The sequence below is a fragment of the Vibrio sp. 10N.222.55.A1 genome, assembly GCF_041473835.1.
Lineage (GTDB): Bacteria > Pseudomonadota > Gammaproteobacteria > Enterobacterales > Vibrionaceae > Vibrio > Vibrio crassostreae_C.
The window spans coordinates 51,792-77,247 of the sequence record NZ_JBFRSX010000067.1 but is presented as its reverse complement, the minus strand read 5'-3'; the positions used below and the strand labels follow the sequence as shown (position 1 = coordinate 77,247).

Below are 25,456 nucleotides of genomic sequence, written 5' to 3'. Positions count from 1 at the left end.
GTCAGCGTGATTGGCATTATTACTTCCCAACCACAGACAACGTTTGGTAATAAAGACGCTTTTGCTGATACATATTCTCATCAGCGACTGAGAACAATTGCTCAACGTCTGTTGAATCACTAGAGGCTGCACCAATCGAGAATCTGACAGGAATAGAGGTACCCGCTTTAGTCTCGATTGCCTGTTGCTCCTGAGCAATGTACAACTGCTCAGTCATCTTTGCGACATTGAGCGAACTCGACTCACCAGACGTTAAGGTAAGCACCGCAAATTCATCTCCACCCAAACGGTATAGATTACTGGCAGGTGTCAATTCGTGGCTGATTACGTCTATGCAGCGCTGTATCAGCTCATCCCCGATCTCATGCCCATGAACATCATTGGTCGTTTTCAAGCCATTGATATCAATAATGATCAAAGAAATCTGATTTTGATTGTCGTTAATGCTGCGTTTACTGAATTCGAGATCTTCATTAAAAGCTTTACGATTCAAACAGCCAGTCGGCATGTTAATCCGTGTAATATTTTCGAGCTCTAGCCAACCAGCTAACTGTTTTTGGTACATGTCAAAAATCAGAAGATCTTCTTCACTGAGGACATCAAATGAACTTGAACAAAAATACCCGATCGCCGTCCCCTGTGAGTCACAGAGTATCAGGTCAGCCTCGCCAGTCCGGTTAAAATGAAACTGAATCGAATGTTGAACAAGTAATGTCTTTAACTCTTGATCGACCATTTGAGGAATCAACCGATATTCAGCCGCGTGTCTTGATGATGCAAACTGAACGATCTTCAAAATACGATGCTTCTGGGATTCTTCACGCGCGAGCGAATTAGTTAACTTGCTGGTTTTCTCTTCGACTAAGTCCTCTAGCTGAACATTAAATCTTTCGAGTTTATCGTTACTTTCGGTAAGCTCACGGACTTGATATTGTATGCGACCCCACAAGGTTTCCAATAAACGACTCAGCGTGACGAACTCTGTAAAACGATGTTCATCCACACTATGAGTCGGTGACTGGTTATGCGAATACGACGTAACAGATTCAGCCAACAGGTTTAACTGCCCTGAGAACCAGCGGCTTAGGAACAGAGCAAACACAATCGCGATGGCAAGCGTCGCCACCAATATTCTGACAAAGACCACCTGAGCTTGTTGCATCTCTAATAAACGCTCACTGTCGGAAATATGATGTTTGACGTTCAGTACCAATTTGTCGGTAAAGAATGTGCTGTCGATAGAGATAATGTTCGCACTTTGTTCAGAAGATTGAGCATCCGTTGAATCAATATAGTTAAACTCAACCGACTCATTTTGATAAAGGAAAGGCGTCACTTTAGTCTTAAGTCTGTCATACCCCATAAGAACCACAAGATAACCCTGCGGCGTGTATGTAGAACCTTCTATCAAACGATAAGGTAAAATCGGCGCGACAAAAGCGATACCTGTAGCGGCATTATCCGCCACTTCAGTTTCGGTAAACTCGGTGTGGAACAATTTCCCTTGCCCATAAACCGATTGAGGACGCTTCAAGCTTTCTAATAACTGGCTCTGCTCAAAATGGTACAAGCTGCCTTTGCTGTCATAAATGGGCTTCCAGTTTTGGTCCAGAATATAAGTCGCGGACACACTCTCCGCTAGCGCATTGAAGCTATCCATCTTGTCCCAAACAACACTCGAGAAAAAGATATTACCACCCGCTTTAATCAATGATCGGTCATGCGAATACCATTGAGTTAGGCTCGCCGTCAGCTTAATTTGCTCTTGTACGGTTTGACGAATACCGGTCGTAGAGTTGTCCAACTTGGTTTCTTTTTGCTCTAAAGAACTTTGGTTTTGTTTATTGAGAATCAACTGTCCCGCTAGGTAAACAGGAAGCATTGAGCAAGCCAGCAACACCAAGCCCATGGTGTATTTTAATGATAGCTTCAATCTCTTACCCTCATATTCGCCGAGTAATATTTTGAACAAAATCATTGTAAAACTTATGCAGTTCACTCTTTGGCATCCCTGACTTGTAACGCTGATACGCCCGAGCCGATGCCTCCCAAACGATCGCCATCTTGTAGTCACTCGACATCATTTGCGATGCTTGAAACTCATCGTACATATTTGAAAGTGTCTGGTTACCTTCCTCAACACGGCGTTGATTAACCTCATAAAACGGCGAAACCATGGCACTCGAGTGAGCTAAATAGGTGAAACTGTTTGATTGCAGGTATTGAACGACTTCTTTCAAAGCCAATTTCTTATCTGGGTTTTGCATGCCTTTTTCCGTGACAGCAAAAACCTTTGCGCCACTAAATGAAGACATACTTTCACCACGATAGGTCGGCAACGAATTGATGTACAAATCTCGACCAAAGGCGGCATCGAGTTCGCTGAACGCCCAATCACCGTCAATCAAAAACTCGACTTCCCCATTGATGAACCTCTGCCTCGCGCAAATATCGCTGCACGATGATTCGATGACTTTTTTCTGCTGCAACATGTCGATGAAATCAAAGATAGCAACTAACCCTTCACCATTAACATTCTTCGACGATAATAAGTCTTCAGAAAAAAGCTGATAGAAAGCTAGATAGAAGTACATGTTTGGATTGGGAAAAAGCACGCTCACTTGATCGGACTGAGCAGAGCGTTCAATTAGGCTCTCCCATGTCACGACTTGCGCTTGAGGCTTGCTCGAATACAGAACGACTTGGTTTCCAATACCAACCGGTAACGCCTTAAGCTCACCGTTGATGACCACTGCATCAAGCGCTTTTTTCTCATAGCGTTGGGTATCGACCCAAGCATCAGGAAGCGTCGCTAAATTGATATATTCAGTTAGACCTAAGAAGTCAGAAGGAACCCAGATGGCGTCGGGAAAGGTATTGTCTCTAGGATCAGCAACAAGCAGTTCAGAACGAATACTGTTGACGTCAAACGAACGAATTTCTACACGATGATCAGTCATCGCTTCGATATGTTCTTTTACATAATCGGCCGTTTCATAATTAATACCAGCCCATATTTCAAGTGTGGACGAACAAGCAACGGCCGGAAATAGCATCGCAAATAGACTCAATAACCTCACACTTGGTTCCTTGTGGTAAAAATTAGACGTTGGATTTTAATCGCCCATCAATAAACCGGGCGATGCGGCTTATCGCTCACTGCTCATGATTAGAGACCTAGCTTTGGGCGACACGTTATATAGTAAAAAGTGCCTAAATAACAGTTGATACTCTCGCTTTAAGAGAAAGGTCTGCTCATTCTGATACATCCGTCATATCTCTGGATGACTGTTCTTACAATAAATCAACATACCATACCCTTTATTATTAACGACAAAAAAAATGCCGCAAAAGCGGCATCTATCTCGTTCGGTGCATTCGACACAATAAAAATCAAATAAGCAATTTATCAGTCAAAGCCCTATCATCGATTAAGCGTATTTCTCTTCGAAATCTTTCATGAAGCTAACCAGCGCTTGAACGCCTTCCAGAGACATTGCGTTGTAAAGTGAAGCTCTCATTCCACCTACTGCTCTATGCCCTTTCAGTGATTTCAGACCTGCAGCATCAGCCAATTCTAGGAACTTGCCATCTAACTCAGGTTTCGCCAGTTGGAACGGCACGTTCATTCTAGAACGGTTTGCAGTGTGAACATCGTTTTTGTAGAAAGCTGAGCTATCGATTGCATCGTAAAGCAGCGCTGCTTTCTCTTTGTTCACCAACTCCATCGCTTCAACGCCACCTTGAGCTTTCAGCCACTTGAACACAAGGCCTGATAGGTACCAAGCGTACGTTGGTGGTGTGTTGAACATTGAGTCTTTTTCAGCAAGTACTTTGTAGTTCAGAATACTCGGCAACACGTCGTTTGCGAGTTCGAGTAGATCATCACGTACGATTGCAATGCAGATACCCGCAGGGCCGATATTCTTTTGCGCGCCCGCGTAGATAACACCGTACTGAGACACATCAATCTTACGAGACAAAATGTTAGATGACATATCCGCTACGATTGGCTTATCCGTTTGAGGAAGCTCGCTGATTTCAATACCATCGATGGTTTCATTCGGACAGAAATGTACATACGCAGCTTCCGGGTCAATTTTCCAATCTTTAGCTGGAACAACCGCTGCTTTACCATCAATTGACGTCTTCGCGTTGAATACATCGATTTCGCAATATTTGCTCGCTTCAGTCACTGCACTTTCTGCCCAGTAACCCGCATCAATGTAAGTCGCTTTCGTCGCATCACCTAAAAGGTTTAGAGGAACAGCAGCGAATTGAGCACGAGCGCCCCCCTGACAGAAAAGAACTTTGTAGTTGTCTGGGATGTTCAGAAGATCACGTAGGTCCTGTTCGGACTCGTCAGCAACTTGAATAAATTCCTTGCTGCGATGGCTGATTTCCATCACGGAAGTCCCTAAACCATTCCAATCAATAAAGTCCGCTTGCGCTTGTTTCATTACCGGTTTAGGCAGTGCAGCTGGGCCAGCACTGAAGTTGAATACGTTATCTAATGTAAGTTCCATGGGGATGATTGCTCCTGCTAAATAATAACTATGCAAGTAATACCATGTTTTACCCAACATAAAAACAACAAAAGAGGTCTTAAGACCTCTTTTGTTTTGTACCGTATAAAATGTTTAAGCTTAACCTGCTAAATCACCCTATCAGTATTCACGCCTGCTCTGTTTATTGAACAAAAACCGGCATAAGTAGAGCGATTAATGGAATTTCTTGTCCATTTTCGAACACTAGGTTTCCATTTTCTAAGTCAGCGCTGATTTCATAACCACTGTCTGTTTCCTTGATCATTTCCATCACAAGCAATTCATCGATACCTTCACGGATGAATGGATACTCTTCAACAAGTTCATTTGAGAAGCTAGAGTGAACGTTGCCCGTTAATGCAGGCATGATCATCGAAGGGTTGCTGCTGATGTTTTCGGTCCCTTCCGGCACGCTCACCAACCACTTAGATTCGAACTGTCCCTTACCTAACTCTAACGACATGTTGTTCATTGAAAGGTCGAAACCTTTAGCAAACAGGATATCGATAAATGGAATGATCTCTGCAACGTCTTCTTGCGTCATCACAGGATTAGATTGGTAAATCTCAAAGATTTTCTCAAACGACTCGCTATCCAACTTCGACATTTCAAAATCGACGTTTAGGTTGTTCAACTGGCCTTCACTGGTCTCGATGTTTGCGATATCCAGCTTGAGGTTGCTGCGCAGACGCTTAGTTGCTTCATCTAGATGTGATTCAAAATCGTACTTAGAATTTTCAATGGTCATGAAAGGCTGCATTGCAGAATCTGAAACCAAGAAGCTATCGATAGTAAAATTCTGAGTACCTAACCAGTAGCCTTTCGCTTGTTGGCCTGAACCCACACCTTTCAGATTAGACAGCGTTACCTCTTCACCGGTTTCAAAATCAATTTGAACTGAAGGGATTGAAAGCTCGTAATCAACTTGGCCTAAAACAGTCGCATGGCCAGAAAGATTCGATTTAGTGATCGAGACCGAAGTCCCATTCTCATCAGAACCTTGGTGATTGAACTGGCTTAACTCAAAGTTAAAGTCAGTGTTGCCGTTTAGCTCAGTACTAGTGGTCAGAGTTAAAGGCAGAATATCGGTATTCTCAAACGTCGACAGTGCATTTAGACTCACCAAACCATGGCTAACCGCACTATTTATGACAAACTCACTCGGCAACCCATCAATCGCAAGTTGCTCTTTCAGGTTTTCATCCGTCACAGTTAAACGAGTGGTTACGTTGGAAGACAAGTAACCTCTATCGTATTCCACGATCTCAGCTTGAATGCTTGAATTGTTAAGCTTTGCAACGCCATCGGTAATCGCATTTTGTCCAATTTGCCCAACCGCTAGCGGCCAACAAAGTGCCAGTGAGATTGCTCCGCCAATAGCACCAATTTTTCTTAACTGTTCCATGAGTTCTCTTTCTACACGTGTCTATTTTTTTTAGTCTAACCCATCAGTAGCAAACAAGAAACATTGAGTTAAATCAGTCTATTGCTCGATACTTCGATTGCCTCAATAAATTAACGGCTAGCTCTCATCCTTATTCGGCGGTTCTTGCTAGGCTAAAGACGTCGCTACTATTAAGGTTGAGCTGTGAATCAATACGCTGTTATCTGTTTGGACAATAATCCGGTTAGCATTGAAAGAATACGTTCGGAGCTGGCTCCGTTGGCTTCTGTATTCGATATTTATACTGCCGAGAACATAGAAGACGCACATCACGCATTAGAAGATATTCATGATCACAACCAAACCGTTGCCTTGGTGATCACTCATCATCATTCTGAATTTAATGGCGTGCAATTCCTGATTGAACTTCAACAGCTGCCCCATAGTAATACCGCAAGAACGATATTAGTCAGCGCTTCGTCAGACATTCAATCCATTTTAACCGCTGTGAATGAAGGTAGGCTCAACCACTGTTTAACCAAACCGGTTCAAGATCAGGTTCTGTTCAAATCAGCGCAAAAAGAGCTGACCTCTTTTGTTATCCAATACGACTCAGAAAACCTGCTCTCTTACAGTGATGCATTGGATCAACAGCGCTTACTCAGAGCGCACATTGAGCAAAAGATTCACTCTTTCCAATCGGGTTTCATTCACGACTACCACCAGCTTTCTGATAATGCCCTTGCAGAACGTGTCGTCAGTGCCTTACAAGATGTGTTTTCAAAAGATGACAAAACTAAGGCCATTCGTGACTATTCCCCCGAGCATCTACTCACTGTGGAAGGCGAAGACAATCGCTTTTTATGGCTGATCATTGAGGGTGAAGCAGCTCTTTATAAGAAAGATGAACTTGGGCAACAGCGGGAAGTGGTACGTCACTCCAAAGGGAACATTGTTGGCGGGATGTCATTTGTAACAGGCGAGCCTTCGTTTTCTACGGCGATCACCCTAACGCAGACTCGCGTTATCAAACTGGATAAAGATAGCTTTGCTCAGGTGATGCATTCAAACAATACCCTGCTGCCTTTATTTACCAATCTATTGCTCCGTCATTTTAATCGACGTTTGCAACGCAGCATCACCAATAAGATCAAACTGCAGCAGACACTAGAATCATTAGAGTCTGCACATCAACAACTGATCGAGAAAGAGAAAATGGCGATGCTCGGGCAGCTAGTCGCGGGAGTCGCACATGAGCTGAATAACCCGATTGCTGCCATATTAAGAAGCATCGAAACTCTGTCAGACCATCTCGACCAAATATTGGCAAACCTATCCGTTCCAGAGTCCAATAAAGGGACTGACGTACTGGCACATTCAAAGTTAGCTAAGCCACTATCAACAGCCCAAGAAAGACAGCTCGTAAAGCATCTTACGTCGACGATTAATGACCGTGCTTTAGCAAAAAAAGCCGTGAGACTAAACCTAAGCCAAGACTCTACGGTTCTAAACACATTAAAGGCGTCCCCTGTCGCAGGCAAAGAGCTGCTCAATGACTTAGAGCATTACCATTATGTTGGAAACTCTATCCGCTCAATTCAAGTGTGCAGCAAGCGTATTGCCGATATGGTCAAAAGCTTAAAAAGCTATGCTAGAGAAGATGAAGAAGTTCGCCACTACACAGATATCCACGAAGGGCTTGAAGATACCTTAGTGATCTTCGAAAACAGGCTTAAACACCACCAACTCGAAAAGCATTACGATACCGACTTACCGCCTTTATTGTGCCAGTCGCTCTCGCTGCAACAAGTGTGGACCAACCTTATCTCCAATGCGCTCGATGCCCTATCTGAACGAGGAAAAGTGACCATCACCACTTCTCAACAGACAAAAGGCGACGACGCGTTTCTTGTGGTGCAAATCTCCGATACTGGCCACGGCATTGCCAAAGAAGACATCAACACCATTTTCAACCCAAATTTCACGACTAAAAAAGAAGGCAACTTTGGTTTAGGGATTGGGTTATCCATTTCTCAACAAATCGTTTCGGCTCATCAAGGGTTTATTTTGGTGGAGTCAGAGGTAGGCAGCCATACAAACATGCAAGTGTGGCTTCCATTCAAACAAGAAGGAGCACCTCATGAATAAGTACCTAATTTTATGTGTCGATGATGAACCTGAAGTTCTCAATAGTGTCCTTCAGGACTTGGCGATATTTGAAGAGAACTTTCTGGTTGAAGGTGCAGAGTCGGTCGGTGAAGCCAAGCAAGTAATCAAAGAAATGGGACAAGATGGTATTAAGCTCGCGTTAATCTTGTGCGACCACATCATGCCAGAAAAGACCGGCATCGATTTTCTGATCGAACTCAATCAACACGACGCTACTAAACCAACACGTAAGCTGCTGCTCACAGGGCAAGCAGGGCTGGAAGATACCGTCACGGCCATTAACAACGCTGCACTTGATTTCTATATTTCAAAACCTTGGCAAGGCGATCAACTGAGAGACACGATTACTCAACAATTGACTGACTATGTCATTGCCAACGACAAGCAATTGCTAAACTGGACTTCCATCTTAGATACCGAGCGCATACTGACTTCAATGGCGGATAAACGCACCAGTTTTGGTGAATAGCACTGATTGGTTAATGGATACTGAGAATAGCGTCATCCGATATAAAAACCTTCCAAATGTATACAAATTTTGGATAATTCGCTCGTCTATTTTTCTCATTCGCCATAAACATGAGATCTCCGTTACATACTGATCCTTAATTTGCTTGTTTTTTAACTAAATGAGTAAGGTTTTACATTTTAAAGGATTACTTTTCCGTGAGTTAGATTAAACTGTCTCAATGTTTATGGTTTGCCGATTTGTCTCAAACCAAAGGAATTAACACTAATATAGGTTTACGGTCGTTATGCGCAAAATTCTACTTACTACCGCTATGCTATTGGCTTCTGGTCAAGCACTAGCTGTTGATGAACAACCACAGGTAATGAGCAACTTTAACTATGATTACTTTGAAGCACGTATCGGTGCTAGCCCAGTAACATTTGGTGGTGCGTTCAGTAAGTCCATTCACCCGAACGCTCACGCTATAGCACGTATCGATTCAGAATTTGAAAGCGATTACGACTCAGCTGTAGGTCTTGGTTTCCACGCTCCATTAAACAACTGGGCAGACCTAACAGGTGAAATGCTAGCTCGTATCGTTCAACCTGAGAACTCAAGCTCTACTGATATCGGTATGGAAATCAACATTGGTGTTCGCCAATGGCTTGGTCCACAACTAGAAGTTGGTGGTAAAGGTGGTTACGTTTCTATCGATGACAACGATGATTGGACAGGTTCTGTTTACGCGCGTTTCCACTCTACAGAGCTTTTCTCTCTAGGCGCTGAAGCTCGTATTAACGACTTCTACGGTGACCAACTTATGTTCACTGCTCGCTTCAAGTACTAATACTTAAAGCCAAGCTAGCTCTTAACGAGCACTTAGCCTTTTGATACTTAGTCTTTTAAGAAATCCGACTAAGACAGAAACAAAAAAACCGAGGACATTCCTCGGTTTTTTTTATTGACAGTAATCTTAAGCATATAAGGCAAACTTCTTTAGTGGCAGCTCTTCAGTAATTGCTGCTTGCGTGGCTCTTGTAATAGTTTCCAGTGAATACCATCAATTGCACCCGCAAATTTCCAAAGTAGTTTTAGGTCAACATCGTTTCCGTACGCTTCGCGAACCTTATTAAACACTTCAGGTGCGCCCAACTGCATAAACATTGAAACATCATCCACACCCGCCTTTTTAACCATGCGCTCTAACGTAAGCTGCATGTTTGGTAGATCTCTTAATCTACGGCTAGCTGATGACTTCTTGAAGCTACGCTGCTGAATTGAATTATCGATTGAAGTACGAATAATACTATCCAATTCAGGATGTTCACAGGTAAACAGATCCGTAATGTCGTAATAGTTTACGGTTGCTGTTGTCTGCTTCTTTACATGACGATACTTTTCACAATCAAGATCGGTCAGTTTTTTATCTAATGATTTTCCACCTCTAATGAATAAACAACCTTCACTCAATAAAGCGAACATAGCGTCATTTTGAAAGAGGCCAATACCTCCGAACATAGAACGTTTTTGATGCTCACCAAATTGATTCACGTAATTAATAAATGCTGTCTCGGTCATATCCGTTGATCCTTAATCAAATTACCCCGATTAGGTTGATCACCAGACAAGCAGCTTGTTATGCGGAAATTTTAAATCTATTTTGTTATTCTATAGGTGAATATTATGGTTTCGTTTTTCACCTTTAAATAAATCATACTTCGAAAAGAAAAATAAGTCTGGACTTAGTTCACATCAATCAATTGAGTATTCCGGTTTTTCATGATTGACTTCACAGTAAACTATCAAACCATGCTTGAATTTGGACACCTAGTGATACACCGGTTCAAATTATTAAAGGTTATGTAGACGGGTGAGTATTGCCTCGCAGCATCGTGGCTTGTAAAATGGCAGGACAGACCTGTTTTTACTTTTTATATGAATCATTTATCGTTTTTCTGGCTACCTCAAAATAAGACTCTTCTCTTAAAGGGTCTAGAATCAGAGTTTGCCCAACTTGTTGGACATTCTATCTCAGCGGGAAAAATAACACTTCCTCCTATCCCTAACGTTGTACTGAAGATTCAATCGCTTTGTACCCTTGAATCAACTGGGATTGCTGACGTTGCCGAGTGCTTACTCGAAGACCCAGGCCTCGCTGCTATTGTCATTCGTGTGGCTAACTCTGTCGTCTTTAACCGACGTAATATTACTTGTGTTGATATTATGACGGCGGTGTCGCGCCTTGGCATATTAAGAGTACGTGACATCGTGACGGCTCAGGCTATTGAGCAACTCAAACACTCAGTCAACCTCAGTAAAGAATGTAATAAGGTATTGGTTCAGAGCGCTTCTGTATCAAAAGAGCTGGGCGCTACTATGGTGCTTGTTACCAACAGCTTCAAAGAGCTCTCCCCTACTGAATACCGTTACCTTGAGCATGAAAAATCGCTGCTTGTTGGATTACTGGCTGATATTGGTTTGTTCTGTTTGGTTAGCGAATACCACCTCTACCTCGAAAATGGCAATTACCTAGATCACGACATCGCTCTACAAATCTTCCAAGGCCAATGTTCTGCTACCAGTAAATTGGTGCTTAACCGTTGGGGCTTCGACAGCGACTTTATTGATGTGTGCAGCAATACCATCAATAACCACGAACAGCGTGAAGTCTCTTACTTAGATATCGCTCGAATCGCTAACCACCTGCTGATGTTCAGAAACAAGGATGAGAACATCGATGATCACGAAGTTGAACTTAACGTGACAGGTGCAGAGGTGCTTTATAAATTAAGCAACTTGAGCAAGCATGATTTTAATGCAAAGCTAAGCGACGTGATCAATACTAGCGGCTTCTAAGTCACTGTTAAATTACAAGTAAGTGTAATATGAAGTAAATGCAATGGGGAAAGCATGTTTACAGGGATGATCTTTATATTTGCGCCACTCGTCGTGGGGTATCTTTTTGCAATTTCGAACGCTCAGACATTAGAATTTATCAACCGCTCAACATCGCGGTTGATCTACGTGATTCTGGCGTTAATGGGACTAAGCTTAGCCGCCCTCGATAACCTAGGTAGTAACCTGCAGACAATCCTTCTATATACCGTCACTTTCTTTGTCTGCTTAAGCGTATGTAACCTAATGGCACTGCCCGCTATTGATAAGTTATTGCCACTCAAAACCGACAGTAGCAAGAAGAAGCTTCCCCTCTCTTCTATGGCGATGGAATCTGCAAAACTCATCTTAGTGGTAGGTTCAGGGCTAATCGCTGGCTTAGTGCTGCCTATTGGCCTTGATTGGGTTGATACCGCAAGCGAATGGATTCTGTTTGTTCTTCTATTCTTTATCGGCATTCAGCTGCGTAATAGCGGACTCACACTTCGTCAGATCTTACTCAACAAGCACGGTATGGTTATCGCAATCACCATTATCATCACCTCAATGTTAGGTGGTGTAATCGCGGCTTACATCCTAGATATCCCTCTGTTCAAAGCCTTGGCAATGTCTTCTGGATTTGGTTGGTACTCTCTGGCTGGTATCTTAATGGGTGACGCCTTTGGTCCTGTCTATGGTGGCGCTTCTTTCATGCTTGAGCTGTTAAGAGAGTTAGTTGCCTTGGTACTGATTCCAGTGCTAATTCGCAGCTACCCATGCACTTCCATTGGTTATGCTGGTGCGACTGCGATGGACTTCACCTTACTGGTCATTCAAACAACAGGCGGCGTTAGATGTGTGCCTATCGCTATCGTCAGTGGCTTTATCCTCAGCTTGCTTGTTCCGATATTGATGTTGTTCTTTGTATCTCTTGCTAACTAGATCGCAGGAATAGCGTTTGTTTTAGATTAAAATGCAACTCGAATACCAATGCCCAAGACACCGATACAGTTACCGAAATAAAAAGACACTAAGTGTCATTGCTCAACAAATAACGATCACGGTAACCTGTAACGACAAAGTTATAAAAAGAATAAACTTACAAAAGGAACCACTATGAAACGCCTTTGCGTCGCATTACTGCTAGCTTCAACTTCTACTTTCTCTTTTGCAGCAGATTCAATGTCTGAGACAAACCAGTGCCAAGCAAAAAAATATGATGCGTACATCGACGCTTCTTTGAATTGGTATGCCGACCTTGCTGCATTAACCTCTGAGCAATATCCAGAGCTAACAGAAGTGAGTGAGTGGTTCCTAGAAGGTCGTAAGCACCACTTTGAGCTGAATCGTGCTTCGGTTCACTACTACTTAGTAAACGACTCAAGCAAAGTGGCAACAGAGCAACCTGTAGAAGGTTGGTTGCAACTTGAGCAACACGACATTAAAACGCTATCAACACGTGATGATGAGCTTGGTAAAATCGCGAAAACAACATTCGATGACCGCCAATCAACGCCTCACGCTCAAAACTACGAACTACGTTCTGCCTTTGCAGAGCTGCTTAGTCACCCTAAGCAAATCGACTCAGCGCTGCAGCGTTACAACCAGTCGATCAGTAAACTTGAAGCGATTAAGTGTAAATAACCCCGCATTTAATATGCTTTTTTGAGAAGTTGGATTTCATAATTAAGACGGGACATTGTTCCCGTTTTCGTTTAGATTGTCCCGCTCGCGTCAATATTAGAAAAATAACTCGCTTGCTATGGTTACGGAACAAAAAACAGCAGATGTTAGCTTCGACAGTCTTCTACGTATCTTCACGGTACCTGAAGGCCCAGATTCAACACTCACTCAAATTGAAGACAAACTTTCACGAAACCTGAATCAATTCTTACGTGAACATATTGTGGCTGAAGAAAAGCCGCTGCGTGAAATTGAGAAAGATTTTTCAAATGCTCATATCCCAGAGCAGCCTGAGTTTGTTTCTGAACATACTGAGCATCTCCTCGATTCTCTTGTGTCTCATTCGGTTCACACGTCTTCGCCAAGTTTTATTGGCCACATGACCTCTGCGTTGCCGTACTTCCTGATGCCGCTTTCAAAAATCATGATTGCGTTGAATCAGAATCTAGTAAAAATCGAGACCTCAAAAGCGTTCACTCCCCTAGAACGTCAAGTTCTGGGCATGTTACATCGCCTGATTTATCAAGATAGTGACCAGTTTTATTCTCGTTGGATGCACAGCGCAAACCACTCTTTAGGTGCGTTTTGTTCTGGCGGTACCATCGCGAACATTACAGCGCTCTGGGTTGCACGTAACAACGCACTAAAAGCGCAAGGTTCGTTCAAAGGTGTAGAAAAAGAAGGCCTGTTTAAAGCCATGAAGCACTACGACTACGAAGGCCTTGCCATCTTAGTCTCTGAACGTGGCCACTACTCTCTGAAAAAAGCCGCGGATGTCCTTGGTATTGGTCAAGAAGGTCTAGTGTCTGTTAAAACAGATAACGACAACCGTATTTGTACTGATGATTTAAGACTCAAGATCGAGCAGCTCAAGCAGAACAAGATCAAACCTTTCGCCGTCATTGGTGTGGCTGGTACAACCGAAACCGGTAATATCGACCCGCTAAGAGACATTGCTGAGGTGTGTGCCGAATCCGATTGTCATTTCCACGTTGATGCAGCTTGGGGCGGTGCGACTCTGATGTCTAACAATCATCGTCACCTACTTGATGGTATTGAACTGGCGGATTCAGTCACGATTGATGCGCATAAACAGCTTTATATCCCTATGGGTGCGGGTATGGTTCTGTTTAAGAAGCCAGATGCGATGACTGCGATTGAACATCATGCTCAATACATTCTTCGTAAAGGCTCAAAAGATTTAGGCAGCCATACGTTAGAAGGTTCTCGTTCAGGTATGGCAATGCTGGTTTACGCCGCAATGCACATCATTAGCCGCCCAGGTTATGAACTGCTGATCGACCAAAGCATCAACAAAGCGCGCTACTTTGCCGACCTAATTAAAGATCAGAGCGACTTCGAGCTGGTTTCAGAACCTGAGCTTTGCCTACTGACTTATCGCTATGTCCCTGAGTCAGTCAAAGCGGCACTGCTTAAAGCTGAGCCTGAACATCGTGTCGAACTGAATGAGTTGCTCAATGAGCTGACTAAGTTTATTCAGAAGAAGCAGCGTGAAACAGGTAAGTCTTTCGTGTCACGTACACGCTTAAACCCTGAAGCATGGGTACATCAGCCAATCATCGTTTTCCGCGTGGTATTAGCAAACCCACTAACAGGCAATGACATTCTTTCGTCAGTGCTTGAAGAACAGCGTGAGATCTCTAAACTAGCACCAAACTTGATGGGCAAAATCAACAAACTGGTTACGCAAATCAACGCATAGTCATTCAATTTTAGTTGCATCAAATTGAAAATTTCTTTCTTTTTGATGTAACTAAGCTGTCAGTTCATACCCATTTTGCATTCTTTTTGCTCAAACTCTCTTCCAATTCTGTAGTTTTCTAAAATTTTGTTGAGGTTTGTCATATTCTTAAGCATTCATGCCCTGTTTTTGTATTAGTAAATAGTATGTTGGGTTTATACTGACTCTATGGTGCTAGTTAGCTTGATATCTATTTGACGCAGCAGTATTTACGAAACCGAATATACATCGGCTTTGTGTTTACTGATATTTGCTTCAGCCATACCCCCTGGTAAAAGATATTAACTAGCAAGTTGTTCTCTATACCCTTGTGAACACTATGAATACATTAGAAAAAATACAAAAAAACCTGGAAAATTTCAGCAAGTCTGAGCGCAAGGTAGCCGAAGTAATTATGGCTTCCCCTCAAACTGCAATTCATTCTAGCATTGCTACCTTAGCTAAAATGGCTGACGTGAGTGAGCCTACAGTTAACCGCTTCTGTCGTCGATTAGACACAAAGGGCTTCCCTGACTTCAAACTTCACCTAGCTCAAAGCTTGGCAAACGGTACACCTTACGTGAACCGTAATGTTGAAGAAGATGATGGTCCAGATGCTTATACGCATAAGATTTTCGAATCAACTATGGCTTGTCTAGACGTTGCTAAAAACAGTCTAGACGCGATGCAAGTAAACCGTGCTGTTGACTTGCTGACTCAAGCAAAACGCATTTCGTTCTTCGGACTGGGTGCCTCTTCTGCTGTCGCCAAAGATGCTCAAAACAAGTTTATTCGTTTTAATATCCCAATCACATGTTTCGAAGACATCGTGATGCAACGAATGAGCTGCATTAACTGCAGTGATAACGACGTTATTGTTCTTATCTCTCATACTGGCCGCACTAAAAGCCAAGTTGAGATTGCAAACTTAGCGCGTGAAAACGGTGCGACAGTTATTGCTATCACAGCAAAAGATTCTCCACTGGATAAAGCGAGCTCGTTGTCTATTTCTCTGGATGTTCCAGAAGACACTGACGTTTACATGCCAATGGCAAGTCGCGTTGTTCAGATGACGGTTATCGATGTGCTAGCGACAGGCTTTACGCTACGTCGTGGTTCTGGTTTCAGAGAGAACCTAAAGCGCGTCAAAGAGTCACTTCGTGATTCACGTTACGAGAAGTACTCTCAGTTCTAATCTGCTTAGTCATGAACTGAAAACAGATGACCAGAGAACAAGTTGAATTAAAAAAACGGAGCCTAGAGCTCCGTTTTTATTTGTCTGTATAAAATGACTTATACAACGAACAAGTTTAAGACCGTTAGATAGTCCAACTATTGCCCTTCTCAACCACGCTGTTTTCGGACGCATAAGAATTGATAATGGTAAAGCTCGACTCGACAGCTGGCTCTTGCCCAATTTGATTCATTGAAGCTCCCTCATGATGCCCTTCTCTACAACTGCACTTCTCGCATACTTGCTTCAAAATATGCACGAGCCTCTCTTGGTTAAGCGGCAAAGGGTTTCCTTTAATCGCCACTGATTTGAGCGCGTCGGCAGACACCTCATCAAACTGGGCTTCACAGACACCAAATTCCAACAAGTTGGGTAACTTAAGCGTATCAAGCACTTCCGATAACCAAGAAATTGCCTCCTCTTCTATTGCTTCTACGTTACCTGTTACTATCTGAGCGATTCGCTGATAACGCGCTAGGATGTCGCTTCTTTGCTGCTCTTTTGCAACGGCTATGTTCTCCAACATCACAAACGGCGCTAAACGCGCGGTAATCACACTATGAGGCGCAGAAATCTTACCTCCTAGTGCGGAGGCTAAACCATGGGCTGCGCCAAGCTTGGCATTAGTTATCGCCATACCACCGAGCATAGAAGCGAAAGCAAGATCAGAACGCGCTTGAGGCTCATCATAAACACACGCTTTAACCACAGAACCACTCAACTTACGCAGCCCTTCTTCACAAATCATATCGGTTAACGGATTCGGTTCACCACACACGTAGGCTTCCATTAGATGAGTAAAGGCATCCATCGCACCTCGCCCAGATAGATATAGATTGGTTCCATGAGTTAGGGTTGGGTCGACAATCGCAACGTCGGCCAGCATGTCTGGGCTTCTCAGGCTGATTTTTACTTGGTCTTGGCCTGATTTCAGCACCGCGTTTTTAGTGACCTCGGCGCCGGTACTCGCTGTGGTTGGAATTGCGATAAACGGAAGTGGTTTGGTTTTAAGAGGAACATTACGCCCGACCACTTCAACATAGTCATATAAATTGCCTTGATTAGGTAAAACCGCAGCCAACGCTTTGCCCATATCGATGGCGCTACCGCCCCCCATGGCGACAACCATATCTGGCTTAAATCGACGAGCAGAAATAGCCGCCTCTTCAACCATTTTGATATTAGGTTCACCGGAAACGGCAATGTGCTGATAACGCATACTCTGCGCATCAAGATAGTCAGTAACAATTGAAGTGCGCTCTAATGTATTGCCTGTAACCAATAGCACGCTGTAGCCATATTGATTAAAGAGAGACAATGAAGCGGAAAGTGCTCCATCACCAAAGATGATCTTTGTAGATGTCATAAATTGAAACATGGTGCCTCCTGCGCCTATGACCGAACAAAACTGCGAACTCTTGGTTATTGGAATTTAGCCTTTATATAGTGCATCAGTATTAAGATGCCTCGTTCTGTATGCGCTTTTTTTGACGAGGTGCAACTTGTCGCATTAAAGATGGATTAATGTCGTATTCTTAGGGGTAATTCACACTCTTAAATTAAGGGTAATCAATCTGAATACCCATCAGAAATCAGCATGGATCCTTTTTGTGACCATTATTTGCTCTGATAGACAAAACCTATTGTATTAAGAGGTAATTCCATCTTTATTTCCCCATGGCATTGAGGCATAGTTGGTTTTATGAAATTTTGAGTGGCATTCACTAAAGAATAGTTAACATAATCGAGTTAACGAGCCTCATCCCGTATTTAGGAGAAATTAAATGTTTGTAGTTATTTTTGGTCGCCCTGCTTGCCCATTCTGTGTTCGTGCAAAAGAGCATGCTGAAACTCTTAAAGCTAAACGCGATGACTTCAACTACCGTTACGTTGACATCCACGCTGAAGGTATCAGCAAAGCTGATCTAGAGAAGACTGTTGGTAAACCTGTCGATACAGTTCCACAAATCTTCATCGACCAAGACCACATCGGCGGCTGCACAGAATTTGAAGCATACGCAAAAGAAAACCTAGGTCTTTTCGACTAAGCTAGGATTTCTCAAACGAGAATCAGGGCTAAAGCCTTAAACAGCTGACCCATTTAGGCGTTAGACTGTACGATTTATAGAAAGCCCGCTCACTGTAGCGGGCTTTTTTATGACCAGTTTTCATACGGAATAAGAATAAGGTCAAAATCAAGTAAATTAACAAAATATTGCTTATAATTTATTTATATTTAGATACAATTCACCTCTCAAACTTACCCTGTGTTCCACGCCAATTATTGAGCGACCACCGTGAATATCGACGTTGTTTTTCTGTTAGAACAAAACCCCATTCTCCTCATCTTTGTTGTTTTATCGATTGGATTAGCCATTGGTAAAATTCGTTTCGGTAGCCTCCAACTTGGTAATTCAATCGGTGTTTTGATTACTTCCCTTATCATGGGACATCTTGGCTTTTCTTTTAACGCAGATGCGCTCACCATTGGTTTCATGCTGTTCATCTACTGTGTTGGCATTGAAGCTGGACCAAACTTCTTCGGTATCTTCTTCAGAGACGGTAAGCACTACCTCATTCTGAGCCTTGTGGTACTTTCTACCGCAATTGCCCTAACCTATTTCAGTAGTCATTACCTTGGCCTAGGCTTTGGTTTATCTGCAGGCATGATGGCAGGTGCCTTAACAGCAACGCCGATATTGGTAGGTGCTCAAGATGCTCTGAATTCTGGGCTTGCAGAATTACCAAGAAACATGGACTTGAGCCTGATTATCGAAAACCTTTCAGTCGGTTACGCGATGGCTTACTTGGTTGGCTTAATCAGTATGATTATGTTTGCTCGCTTGATTCCAAAACTTCAAAAAGTGAACCTACACGACTCGGCAGAGCAAATCGCCCAAGAACGTGGGTTAGGCGCTTCAGGTCAGCGTAAGGTTTACTTGCCCATTATTCGTGCTTATCGAGTGGGACCAGAGCTCATCTCTTGGACTGACGGTAAGAATCTGCGTGAACTGGGCATCTATCGCCAAACAGGCTGTTACATCGAGCGTATTCGACGTAATGGTATTCTTGCCCATCCAGATGGTGATGCAATTCTGCAAGAAGGCGATGAGATCGCATTGGTTGGTTTCCCAGATAGCCACGCTCGTCTAGACCCAAGCTTCCGTAACGGTAAAGAAGTTTTCGACCGTAACCTTCTCGATCTGCGTATCGTGGAAGAAGAGATCGTCGTTAAGAGTGACAGTATCGCAGGTAAGCGCCTATCAGACTTAAACCTGTCTGAATACGGCTGTTTCCTTAACCGCGTAGTACGTGCTCAGATTGAAATGCCGATGGACTTAAACATCGTGCTTTCTAAAGGTGACGTCCTACAGGTGAGTGGTGAAAAGAGTCGAGTGCACGGCCTAGCTGAGAAAATTGGTTTCATCTCAATCCACAGCCAAATGGCGGATTTGATGGCCTTCTGTAGCTTCTTCATTTTGGGTATTTTGTTTGGTTTGATCACCATGACATTCGGTCAGGTATCGTTTGGGCTAGGTAACGCGGTTGGCCTGCTTCTATCGGGCATCATGCTTGGTTTCCTACGAGCGAACCACCCTACTTTCGGTTATGTGCCTCAAGGTGCTCTGAACATGGTCAAAGACCTCGGTTTGATGTTCTTTATGGTCGGTATCGGCTTGAGCGCCGGTGGTAAGATATTTGAGCACTTAACCCAAGTTGGCCCACAGGTAATAGGTATTGCCCTAGTAGTGAGTGTGCTGCCAGTATTCTTCGCTTACTTGGTTGGCGCTTACGTATTGAAGATGAACCGAGCTTTGTTGTTCGGTGCAATCATTGGCGCGCGAACTTGCGCTCCAGCGATGGACATCGTAAATGACCACGCTCGCTCAACGATTCCGGCTCTGGGTTATGCGGGTACTTATGCGATAGCCAATATATTGATGACCTTAGCAGGTACTTTCATCATCATAATTAGCTAGCATCTGCTGCATTAAAAGCAGCCAAGCTTAGATATTTCGAATGCACTAATTCACTTTGGGTTAGTGCATTTTTTATAACCTGTTTTAAGCGGTTCAAGCCTTCTTCCCCACTCCTGCTCTTAACTCTCTTCATCCCTTATTTCTACTCTTGTCCCCCTTCGAATCGCGGTAGCCGTATCCGCTCTTAAATCTCTTCGCATCCCGCCACTCGAATCCCATATCTGCTCTTAATCTCTTGAACCAAATAGCAGACAAAAAAATAGGCGCTCAATGAGCGCCTATTTCGTTTAGATTCGATAACTTGAATTAGATGTCAGCTACATCAAATTCAACAGCTGGGTTAACGTCAGCTTCGTAATCAACACCTTCAACACCGAAACCAAATAGCTTCAAGAACTCTTCTTTGTACTCTACGTAGTCAGTCAGTTCTTTTAGGTTCTCAGTTGTGATTTGAGGCCATAGGTTACGACAGTGATCTTGAATGTCTTCGCGAAGCTCAAGGTCATCTAGACGTAGACGGTTCACTTCATCCACTACTGGCGCGCTGCCGTCTTCTTTGTATAGACGTTGGCTGAACATACGGAAGATCTGTTCCATACAACCTTCGTGAATACCTTCTTCACGCATCTTCTTGAACACCATAGCGATGTAAAGAGGCATTACAGGGATTGCAGAACTTGCTTGAGTCACTACAGACTTAAGAACAGCAACGTTTGCAGTACCGCCAGTTTGGCCTAGCTTCTCGTTCAGCGCTGTCGCTGCACGGTCTAGATCCATCTTAGCTTTACCTAGTGCGCCATCCCAGTAGATTGGCCACGTTAGTTCAGTACCGATGTAGCTGTAAGCAACCGTCTTACAACCGTCCGCTAGAACACCAGCTTCAGAAAGAGCATTGATCCAAAGTTCCCAATCTTCACCGCCCATTACAGTAACAGTGTCTTTGATCTCTTCTTCAGTTGCAGGCTCTACGCTTGCTTCGATGATTGTGTGTTTGTTCGTATCAACCGCAGTTGACGTGTACGTTTCACCGATAGGCTTTAGAGATGAACGAATTACTTCGCCAGTCTCTGGCATTTTACGCACTGGAGACGCCAGTGAGTATACAACCATATCGATTTGGCCTAGATCTTCTTTGATCAGGTCAATTGTTTTCTGTTTCGCTTCGTTAGAGAAAGCATCGCCGTTCAGGCTTTTTGAATACAGGCCTTCTTCTTTAGCTAGCTTGTCGAACGCTGCTGAGTTGTAGAAACCAGCTGTGCCCGGCTTTTTCTCAGTACCGGCTTTCTCGAAGAAAACACCGATAGTTGAAGCGCCGCCACCAAATGCAGCCGCAATACGTGAAGACAAGCCGTAGCCACTTGAAGAGCCAACAACTAGTACACGTTTAGGTGCGTTTGCGATTGGGCCTTGAGCTTTTGTGTAAGCAATTTGTTCTTTTACATTAGCTTCACAACCGACTGGATGTGTTGTAGTACAGATGAATCCGCGAATTCGAGGTTTGATGATCATATTCAACTTCCTTAAAAAATCAGGTTAAGGATAAAAGTTTCGTACGCAAATGGCATCTAATTTCTGTAAAAATGTGGTGAAAATGCAAGTGGTTGGAGCACTCAGTGTATATTTGCTGACTAAGTCACCATTTGTTAACGCGTCTATTGCAACTTCTACGACAAAAACAAAAAAAGGCACCTAATAAGGTGCCTTTTGTCATTTCTTTATCTAAGCAACGCTATTTAGCTTAGGTTTTAACTCTTTTCGCGTCAAAGTTTCACTGTAATCATGACTGAAGTGGTCAACTTGAATCGCTGCGTAGCGAAGTTTGTCTGCTGCAATGATTTGGTCAACTTCGTCTTGAGTAAGAACATCTGCCGCCAGTGCTTGAGCAAGTTTATCTTGCAATAGACCTTTACGAGCCACTTTGCCCTCTTTCACTGCTTTGAAGATCTTACGTTCGAGAGGCTTGATGCTGTACATCGCATTGAACGCATTCTCCATTAGGCCAACACTATCCTCTTCTTCTTTGCCTATGTAGCAAAGGTGAGTTAGACGTTCACGGTGTGCACCCGGAGTCATCAAGCTTTCTGCCAGTTGTACCGTTAGATTATCACTTGGTTTTTCAAAGTGGTTACCGACAGGGAAAACTAGACCTTTAAGTACTTTACCTACCATCTTGTTCGGGAAGTTTCTGTACGCTTCTTGTAGCGATTTAGCCGCGTTATGGAAACAGTGTTGAACCGCGTAGTGTACGTAGTCTAGGTCAGCTTGTTGACGACCTTCATCTTCATACTTCTTAAGCGCTGCAGACGCCATGTATAGGTAACTTAGACCATCACCTAGACGTGCAGAGATAAGCTCTTTACGTTTCAGTTCGCCACCTAGTGTAAGCATTGCGAAATCCGCACTCACTGCAAGCGCACGGCTCAAGCGAGTTAAGTCTTGGTAGTAAGGCTTCGTTGGACCGCTCATATCCGCTTTAATGAACTTAGAGCCTGTCAATGCCGCACCGAACGCACCAAACGTGTTCTTAGTTGCGTGAGAGATATGCTTGAACAACAAGTTATCGAAATCCTTCGCACCTTGCTTCTCATCTGGGTTTGCTGCCGCTTCCATTTCGCTTAGCACGTATGGGTGACAACGTGTCGCACCTTGACCGAAGATCATCAGGTTGCGAGTTAAGATGTTCGCACCTTCTACTGTGATAGCAACTGGAATACCTAGGTAAGGCGCAGCTAAGTAGTTCATTGGACCATCTTGAATTGCACGACCAGAGTGGATATCCATTGAATCATTCAGGATAGTACGCGCCATTTCTGTCATGTGATATTTCGCGATAGCCGTAACGATACCCGGCTTCTCTTTCATATCGAGTGAAGTAGTTGTTAGTGTACGAGTCGCTTCTAGTAGATACGTTAAGCCACCAATACGACCTAAACTCTCTGCAACACCTTCAAATTTACCAATCGACATGCCGAACTGCTTACGAACGTAAGCGTACGCACCAGTGGTTTTCGCTGTTAGGTGGCCCATAGCCGTACCAAGTGCTGGTAATGAGATACCACGACCTGCAGACAGACATTCCACCAGCATACGCCAGCCTTTACCTGCGTAATCGGCACCACCGATTAACCATTCCATAGGAATAAATACATCGTGACCGCGTGTTGGACCATTCATAAACGCAAGACCAAGTGGGTCATGACGCTCACCAATCACAACACCTTCGTGGTCAGCCGGGATTAGCGCACAAGTGATGCCAATGTCTTCTTTGTCACCCAGTAGCTTTTCTGGATCGTGCAGTTTGAAAGCCAGACCAAGTACCGTCGCCACTGGTGCTAGTGTAATGTAGCGTTTGTTCCAGTTAAGCTTGATACCTAGCGTCTCTTTACCTTCGTGCATGCCCATGCACACAGTACCGACATCAGGGATACCACCCGCATCAGAACCCGCTTCTGGGCCTGTTAGTGCGAAACATGGGATATCTGTACCGTCAGCAAGACGAGGTAGCCAGTAGTCTTTTTGGTCTTGAGTGCCGTAGTGAGACAGCAGCTCACCAGGACCAAGAGAGTTTGGAACCATTACTGAAACCGCAGTACTGATACTGCGAGTCGCAATCTTAGTTACGATAGTTGAGTTAGCGTGTGCTGAGAATTCACGACCGCCATACTCTTTCGCAATAATTAGCGAAAAGAAACGCTCTTTGCGTAAGAAGTTCCACACCTCTTCAGGAAGGTCTCGATCTTCTTTTACAATTTGGTGGTCATCAAGCATAGCGAGCAAGGTTTCAAGCTCATTATCCATGAACGATTGCTCTTCTGCTGTCAGCTGAGGTTTTGGGTATTGATGCAGCTTAGTGAAATCTGGTTTACCAGAAAACAGCTCTCCGTCCCACCACACGCTACCCGCTTCCATCGCTTCTTTCTCGGTGCTAGATAGTGGTGGTAGTACTTTTTTAAAGAGTTTAAAAGCTGGGTCACTTACCCATTTTTGTCTTAGAGAGCTCATAGTTCAGATCCTTTTGTTCACTATATTGGTTGTGAATGTTTCGCTTTTTATTGTTTTATTCTTCTGCTGACATGCCAGCGGCTAAATATGGAATAAGAATATCGACCACTGCCTTAGCATCTATCTTTCTGTCATAGTCATTCTCTGCAATTTCTACCAGAGCCTGACTTGATGCCATGGTGAATACACAAGTCCCTAGGGTGAAGTGTAATCGCCAAAATAACTGTTCTTGAGTGAGGTTCGGATTCGCCTTCATTACTGACGTTGTAAACAAAGAAAGTACTTCGCTATAACGGGTAGTAATGAACCAACGCAAGTGTCCTTGCACATCTGTATAGCCTCTGCCGATAAGTAACATGAACCGGCTTGTACCATTTGGCCTAACATCATTAAGTGCTCTTAGTGGCTGTCTCAGAGACTCAAACACGTCACTCATAGAATACGTTTCGTTCAAGTTTAAGTTCACTAATGCATCTTGCAGTGCTGGCATAAATGCTTCTAAGTAACGATTGAGTACCGCACGAACCAGAGTCTTCTTATCGCCAAAGTGATAGTTCACTGAAGCTAAGTTGACATTCGCTTTACTCGTAATCGTGCGTAAAGAGGTGTCATTAAAACCGTGCTCAGCAAATAAGCCTTCAGCCACATCTAAGATTTTGTCTTTGGTTGTACTTCTTGGTGCCATTTCAATCACTCGTATTAAACAACTGTTTGAAATATACGCTTAGTACATTTATTTAACAAGCAAGCAACATCACATTTTCACAAATTGGTCGTACCAGTTAATAAAACTCAGCACTAACCGATTGAATCGCTGTGTGTTTACAAAAAAAGAAAAAAATAATGAATTTTCTTGGAACTGAAATGGAAATGGTGGGTCATAAATTATATAGAAAACAGCGTATTTAGAAGTTTAACAGGCCGTCAAACTTGTTCTTCTCACTGCTTTCTTAATTACTGCATTTTCCTTATTAACTCCTATACTTGTATCCGCCCAAACCACGTTGGTTTGGGCTTTTTTTTTGTTTGTTATTTGGGACGAGAGTGAGCCTTACTTACCCCTCTTCACAGCTACTAACTACAACCTGAACAGCGCGACCGCCTCTTTATATGCTGTCATTTCTTCCTAAGAGTCGAACTACCATGCTTGGCACATTGTTATCACTGGAACTCGTATTTCAAACAACCTACTAGCCAACGTTTACCTATCTGAGTCCAAACCTAATACTACGTTTCCTCTATTTACGGTGCATCCATTCGAAGCTTGCCACTTGCTACTATTGGTAAATTAATCAATAAGGATAGAGACTTACATTCGAAAAAAAACCAACAAACTTAGCAATTTCTAGCAGATGTCCTAAGCTTCGTTTAATACCCTTCTCAATTAAGTA

18 protein-coding genes and 1 pseudogene are annotated in these 25,456 nt (G+C 43.4%); 10 read left to right on the top strand and 9 right to left on the bottom strand.

Translation table 11 applies throughout. The features are described 5' to 3' along the window. Window positions 1-19: 19 nt before the first annotated feature. From AB4493_RS18805 to AB4493_RS18790, 4 genes and pseudogenes are all read right to left on the bottom strand, one after another. A complete protein-coding gene (locus tag AB4493_RS18805) occupies window positions 20-1,909 on the bottom strand; it encodes a GGDEF domain-containing protein (protein ID WP_372155607.1) in 1,890 nt (629 codons plus the stop codon). A gap of 20 nt (window positions 1,910-1,929) precedes the next feature. After that, window positions 1,930-3,080 (bottom strand): annotated as a pseudogene (locus AB4493_RS18800) (extracellular solute-binding protein). Between the two features lie 351 nt (window positions 3,081-3,431). Then, a complete protein-coding gene (gene serC / locus AB4493_RS18795; RefSeq protein WP_017065411.1) occupies window positions 3,432-4,526 on the bottom strand; it encodes a 3-phosphoserine/phosphohydroxythreonine transaminase in 1,095 nt (364 codons plus the stop codon). A gap of 163 nt (window positions 4,527-4,689) precedes the next feature. Next, on the bottom strand, window positions 4,690-5,952 hold the full coding sequence (locus tag AB4493_RS18790) for a DUF945 family protein (RefSeq protein ID WP_017060405.1): 1,263 nt from the start codon (window positions 5,950-5,952) through the stop codon (window positions 4,690-4,692). A 183-nt stretch (window positions 5,953-6,135) separates the two neighbouring features. Here AB4493_RS18790 and AB4493_RS18785 point away from each other — a divergent pair, with 183 nt between their 5' ends. From AB4493_RS18785 to AB4493_RS18775, 3 genes are all read left to right on the top strand, one after another. Then, window positions 6,136-8,079, top strand: coding sequence for an ATP-binding protein (locus AB4493_RS18785; RefSeq protein WP_017060404.1), 1,944 nt, complete (start codon window positions 6,136-6,138; stop codon window positions 8,077-8,079). Beyond that, complete coding sequence (locus AB4493_RS18780) at window positions 8,072-8,569, top strand: response regulator (RefSeq protein ID WP_017068761.1); 498 nt, start codon at window positions 8,072-8,074, stop codon at window positions 8,567-8,569. The genes AB4493_RS18785 and AB4493_RS18780 overlap by 8 nt, the downstream gene beginning before the upstream one ends. A gap of 286 nt (window positions 8,570-8,855) precedes the next feature. After that, window positions 8,856-9,398 carry a hypothetical protein gene (locus tag AB4493_RS18775; RefSeq protein WP_017065409.1) on the top strand — a complete coding sequence of 181 codons (543 nt, stop codon included), beginning with the start codon at window positions 8,856-8,858 and terminating at the stop codon, window positions 9,396-9,398. Between the two features lie 149 nt (window positions 9,399-9,547). Here the strand turns inward: AB4493_RS18775 and AB4493_RS18770 are convergent, their stop codons facing one another. Further along, a complete protein-coding gene (locus AB4493_RS18770; RefSeq protein WP_017060401.1) occupies window positions 9,548-10,129 on the bottom strand; it encodes a TfoX/Sxy family DNA transformation protein in 582 nt (193 codons plus the stop codon). 357 nt (window positions 10,130-10,486) lie between these two features. Between AB4493_RS18770 and AB4493_RS18765 the strand changes: the two genes are divergently transcribed. The 5 genes from AB4493_RS18765 (at window position 10,487) to AB4493_RS18745 (ending at window position 16,044) form a co-directional block, all read left to right on the top strand. Continuing rightward, window positions 10,487-11,407, top strand: a complete 921-nt coding sequence (locus AB4493_RS18765) for an HDOD domain-containing protein (protein WP_017066065.1) — start codon at window positions 10,487-10,489, stop codon at window positions 11,405-11,407. Between the two features lie 54 nt (window positions 11,408-11,461). Next, window positions 11,462-12,367, top strand: coding sequence for a lysine exporter LysO family protein (locus AB4493_RS18760; protein WP_372155594.1), 906 nt, complete (start codon window positions 11,462-11,464; stop codon window positions 12,365-12,367). Window positions 12,368-12,541: 174 nt separating this feature from the next. After that, window positions 12,542-13,069, top strand: a complete 528-nt coding sequence (locus tag AB4493_RS18755; RefSeq protein WP_372155593.1) for a hypothetical protein — start codon at window positions 12,542-12,544, stop codon at window positions 13,067-13,069. Between the two features lie 118 nt (window positions 13,070-13,187). Further along, a complete protein-coding gene (gene panP, locus AB4493_RS18750) occupies window positions 13,188-14,831 on the top strand; it encodes a pyridoxal-dependent aspartate 1-decarboxylase PanP (RefSeq protein WP_017060397.1) in 1,644 nt (547 codons plus the stop codon). Window positions 14,832-15,189: 358 nt separating this feature from the next. Further along, on the top strand, window positions 15,190-16,044 hold the full coding sequence (locus AB4493_RS18745) for a MurR/RpiR family transcriptional regulator (RefSeq protein WP_004734686.1): 855 nt from the start codon (window positions 15,190-15,192) through the stop codon (window positions 16,042-16,044). Window positions 16,045-16,168: 124 nt separating this feature from the next. Here AB4493_RS18745 and AB4493_RS18740 read toward each other — a convergent pair whose 3' ends face one another. Further along, a complete protein-coding gene (locus tag AB4493_RS18740; RefSeq protein ID WP_017060396.1) occupies window positions 16,169-17,461 on the bottom strand; it encodes an iron-containing alcohol dehydrogenase in 1,293 nt (430 codons plus the stop codon). A 406-nt stretch (window positions 17,462-17,867) separates the two neighbouring features. On the opposite strand from AB4493_RS18740, the gene AB4493_RS18735 reads away from it, so the two are divergent. Both AB4493_RS18735 and AB4493_RS18730 read left to right on the top strand, forming a co-directional pair. Next, entirely contained in the window at window positions 17,868-18,131 is a 264-nt protein-coding gene (locus AB4493_RS18735) for a GrxA family glutaredoxin (protein ID WP_009847069.1), read from the top strand. A gap of 249 nt (window positions 18,132-18,380) precedes the next feature. Next, a complete protein-coding gene (locus tag AB4493_RS18730) occupies window positions 18,381-20,063 on the top strand; it encodes an aspartate:alanine antiporter (protein ID WP_017060395.1) in 1,683 nt (560 codons plus the stop codon). A gap of 306 nt (window positions 20,064-20,369) precedes the next feature. Here AB4493_RS18730 and fabV read toward each other — a convergent pair whose 3' ends face one another. The 3 genes from fabV to AB4493_RS18715 all read right to left on the bottom strand — a co-directional run bounded on the left by fabV (window position 20,370) and on the right by AB4493_RS18715 (window position 24,750). Then, window positions 20,370-21,572: an enoyl-ACP reductase FabV gene (gene fabV / locus AB4493_RS18725; RefSeq protein ID WP_372155592.1), complete on the bottom strand. Its 1,203-nt coding sequence runs from the start codon at window positions 21,570-21,572 to the stop codon at window positions 20,370-20,372. Window positions 21,573-21,782: 210 nt separating this feature from the next. After that, window positions 21,783-24,065 (bottom strand): acyl-CoA dehydrogenase, encoded by a 2,283-nt coding sequence (locus AB4493_RS18720; RefSeq protein WP_017071963.1) that lies wholly within the window; start codon window positions 24,063-24,065, stop codon window positions 21,783-21,785. A 55-nt stretch (window positions 24,066-24,120) separates the two neighbouring features. After that, window positions 24,121-24,750 (bottom strand): TetR/AcrR family transcriptional regulator, encoded by a 630-nt coding sequence (locus AB4493_RS18715; RefSeq protein WP_017065403.1) that lies wholly within the window; start codon window positions 24,748-24,750, stop codon window positions 24,121-24,123. Window positions 24,751-25,456 lie beyond the last annotated feature (706 nt).

What these genes read in the sequence shown, in the direction of transcription:
- AB4493_RS18805 (WP_372155607.1), bottom strand. Translation starts at nt 1,909, where the DNA reads ATGGGCTTGGTGTTGCTGGCTTGCTCAATGCTTCCTGTTTACCTAGCG.
- serC (WP_017065411.1), bottom strand. Translation starts at nt 4,526, where the DNA reads ATGGAACTTACATTAGATAACGTATTCAACTTCAGTGCTGGCCCAGCT.
- AB4493_RS18790 (WP_017060405.1), bottom strand. Translation starts at nt 5,952, where the DNA reads ATGGAACAGTTAAGAAAAATTGGTGCTATTGGCGGAGCAATCTCACTG.
- AB4493_RS18780 (WP_017068761.1), top strand. Translation starts at nt 8,072, where the DNA reads ATGAATAAGTACCTAATTTTATGTGTCGATGATGAACCTGAAGTTCTC.
- AB4493_RS18775 (WP_017065409.1), top strand. Translation starts at nt 8,856, where the DNA reads ATGCGCAAAATTCTACTTACTACCGCTATGCTATTGGCTTCTGGTCAA.
- AB4493_RS18770 (WP_017060401.1), bottom strand. Translation starts at nt 10,129, where the DNA reads ATGACCGAGACAGCATTTATTAATTACGTGAATCAATTTGGTGAGCAT.
- AB4493_RS18765 (WP_017066065.1), top strand. Translation starts at nt 10,487, where the DNA reads ATGAATCATTTATCGTTTTTCTGGCTACCTCAAAATAAGACTCTTCTC.
- AB4493_RS18760 (WP_372155594.1), top strand. Translation starts at nt 11,462, where the DNA reads ATGTTTACAGGGATGATCTTTATATTTGCGCCACTCGTCGTGGGGTAT.
- AB4493_RS18755 (WP_372155593.1), top strand. Translation starts at nt 12,542, where the DNA reads ATGAAACGCCTTTGCGTCGCATTACTGCTAGCTTCAACTTCTACTTTC.
- panP (WP_017060397.1), top strand. Translation starts at nt 13,188, where the DNA reads ATGGTTACGGAACAAAAAACAGCAGATGTTAGCTTCGACAGTCTTCTA.
- AB4493_RS18745 (WP_004734686.1), top strand. Translation starts at nt 15,190, where the DNA reads ATGAATACATTAGAAAAAATACAAAAAAACCTGGAAAATTTCAGCAAG.
- AB4493_RS18740 (WP_017060396.1), bottom strand. Translation starts at nt 17,461, where the DNA reads ATGTTTCAATTTATGACATCTACAAAGATCATCTTTGGTGATGGAGCA.
- AB4493_RS18735 (WP_009847069.1), top strand. Translation starts at nt 17,868, where the DNA reads ATGTTTGTAGTTATTTTTGGTCGCCCTGCTTGCCCATTCTGTGTTCGT.
- fabV (WP_372155592.1), bottom strand. Translation starts at nt 21,572, where the DNA reads ATGATCATCAAACCTCGAATTCGCGGATTCATCTGTACTACAACACAT.
- AB4493_RS18720 (WP_017071963.1), bottom strand. Translation starts at nt 24,065, where the DNA reads ATGAGCTCTCTAAGACAAAAATGGGTAAGTGACCCAGCTTTTAAACTC.
- AB4493_RS18715 (WP_017065403.1), bottom strand. Translation starts at nt 24,750, where the DNA reads ATGGCACCAAGAAGTACAACCAAAGACAAAATCTTAGATGTGGCTGAA.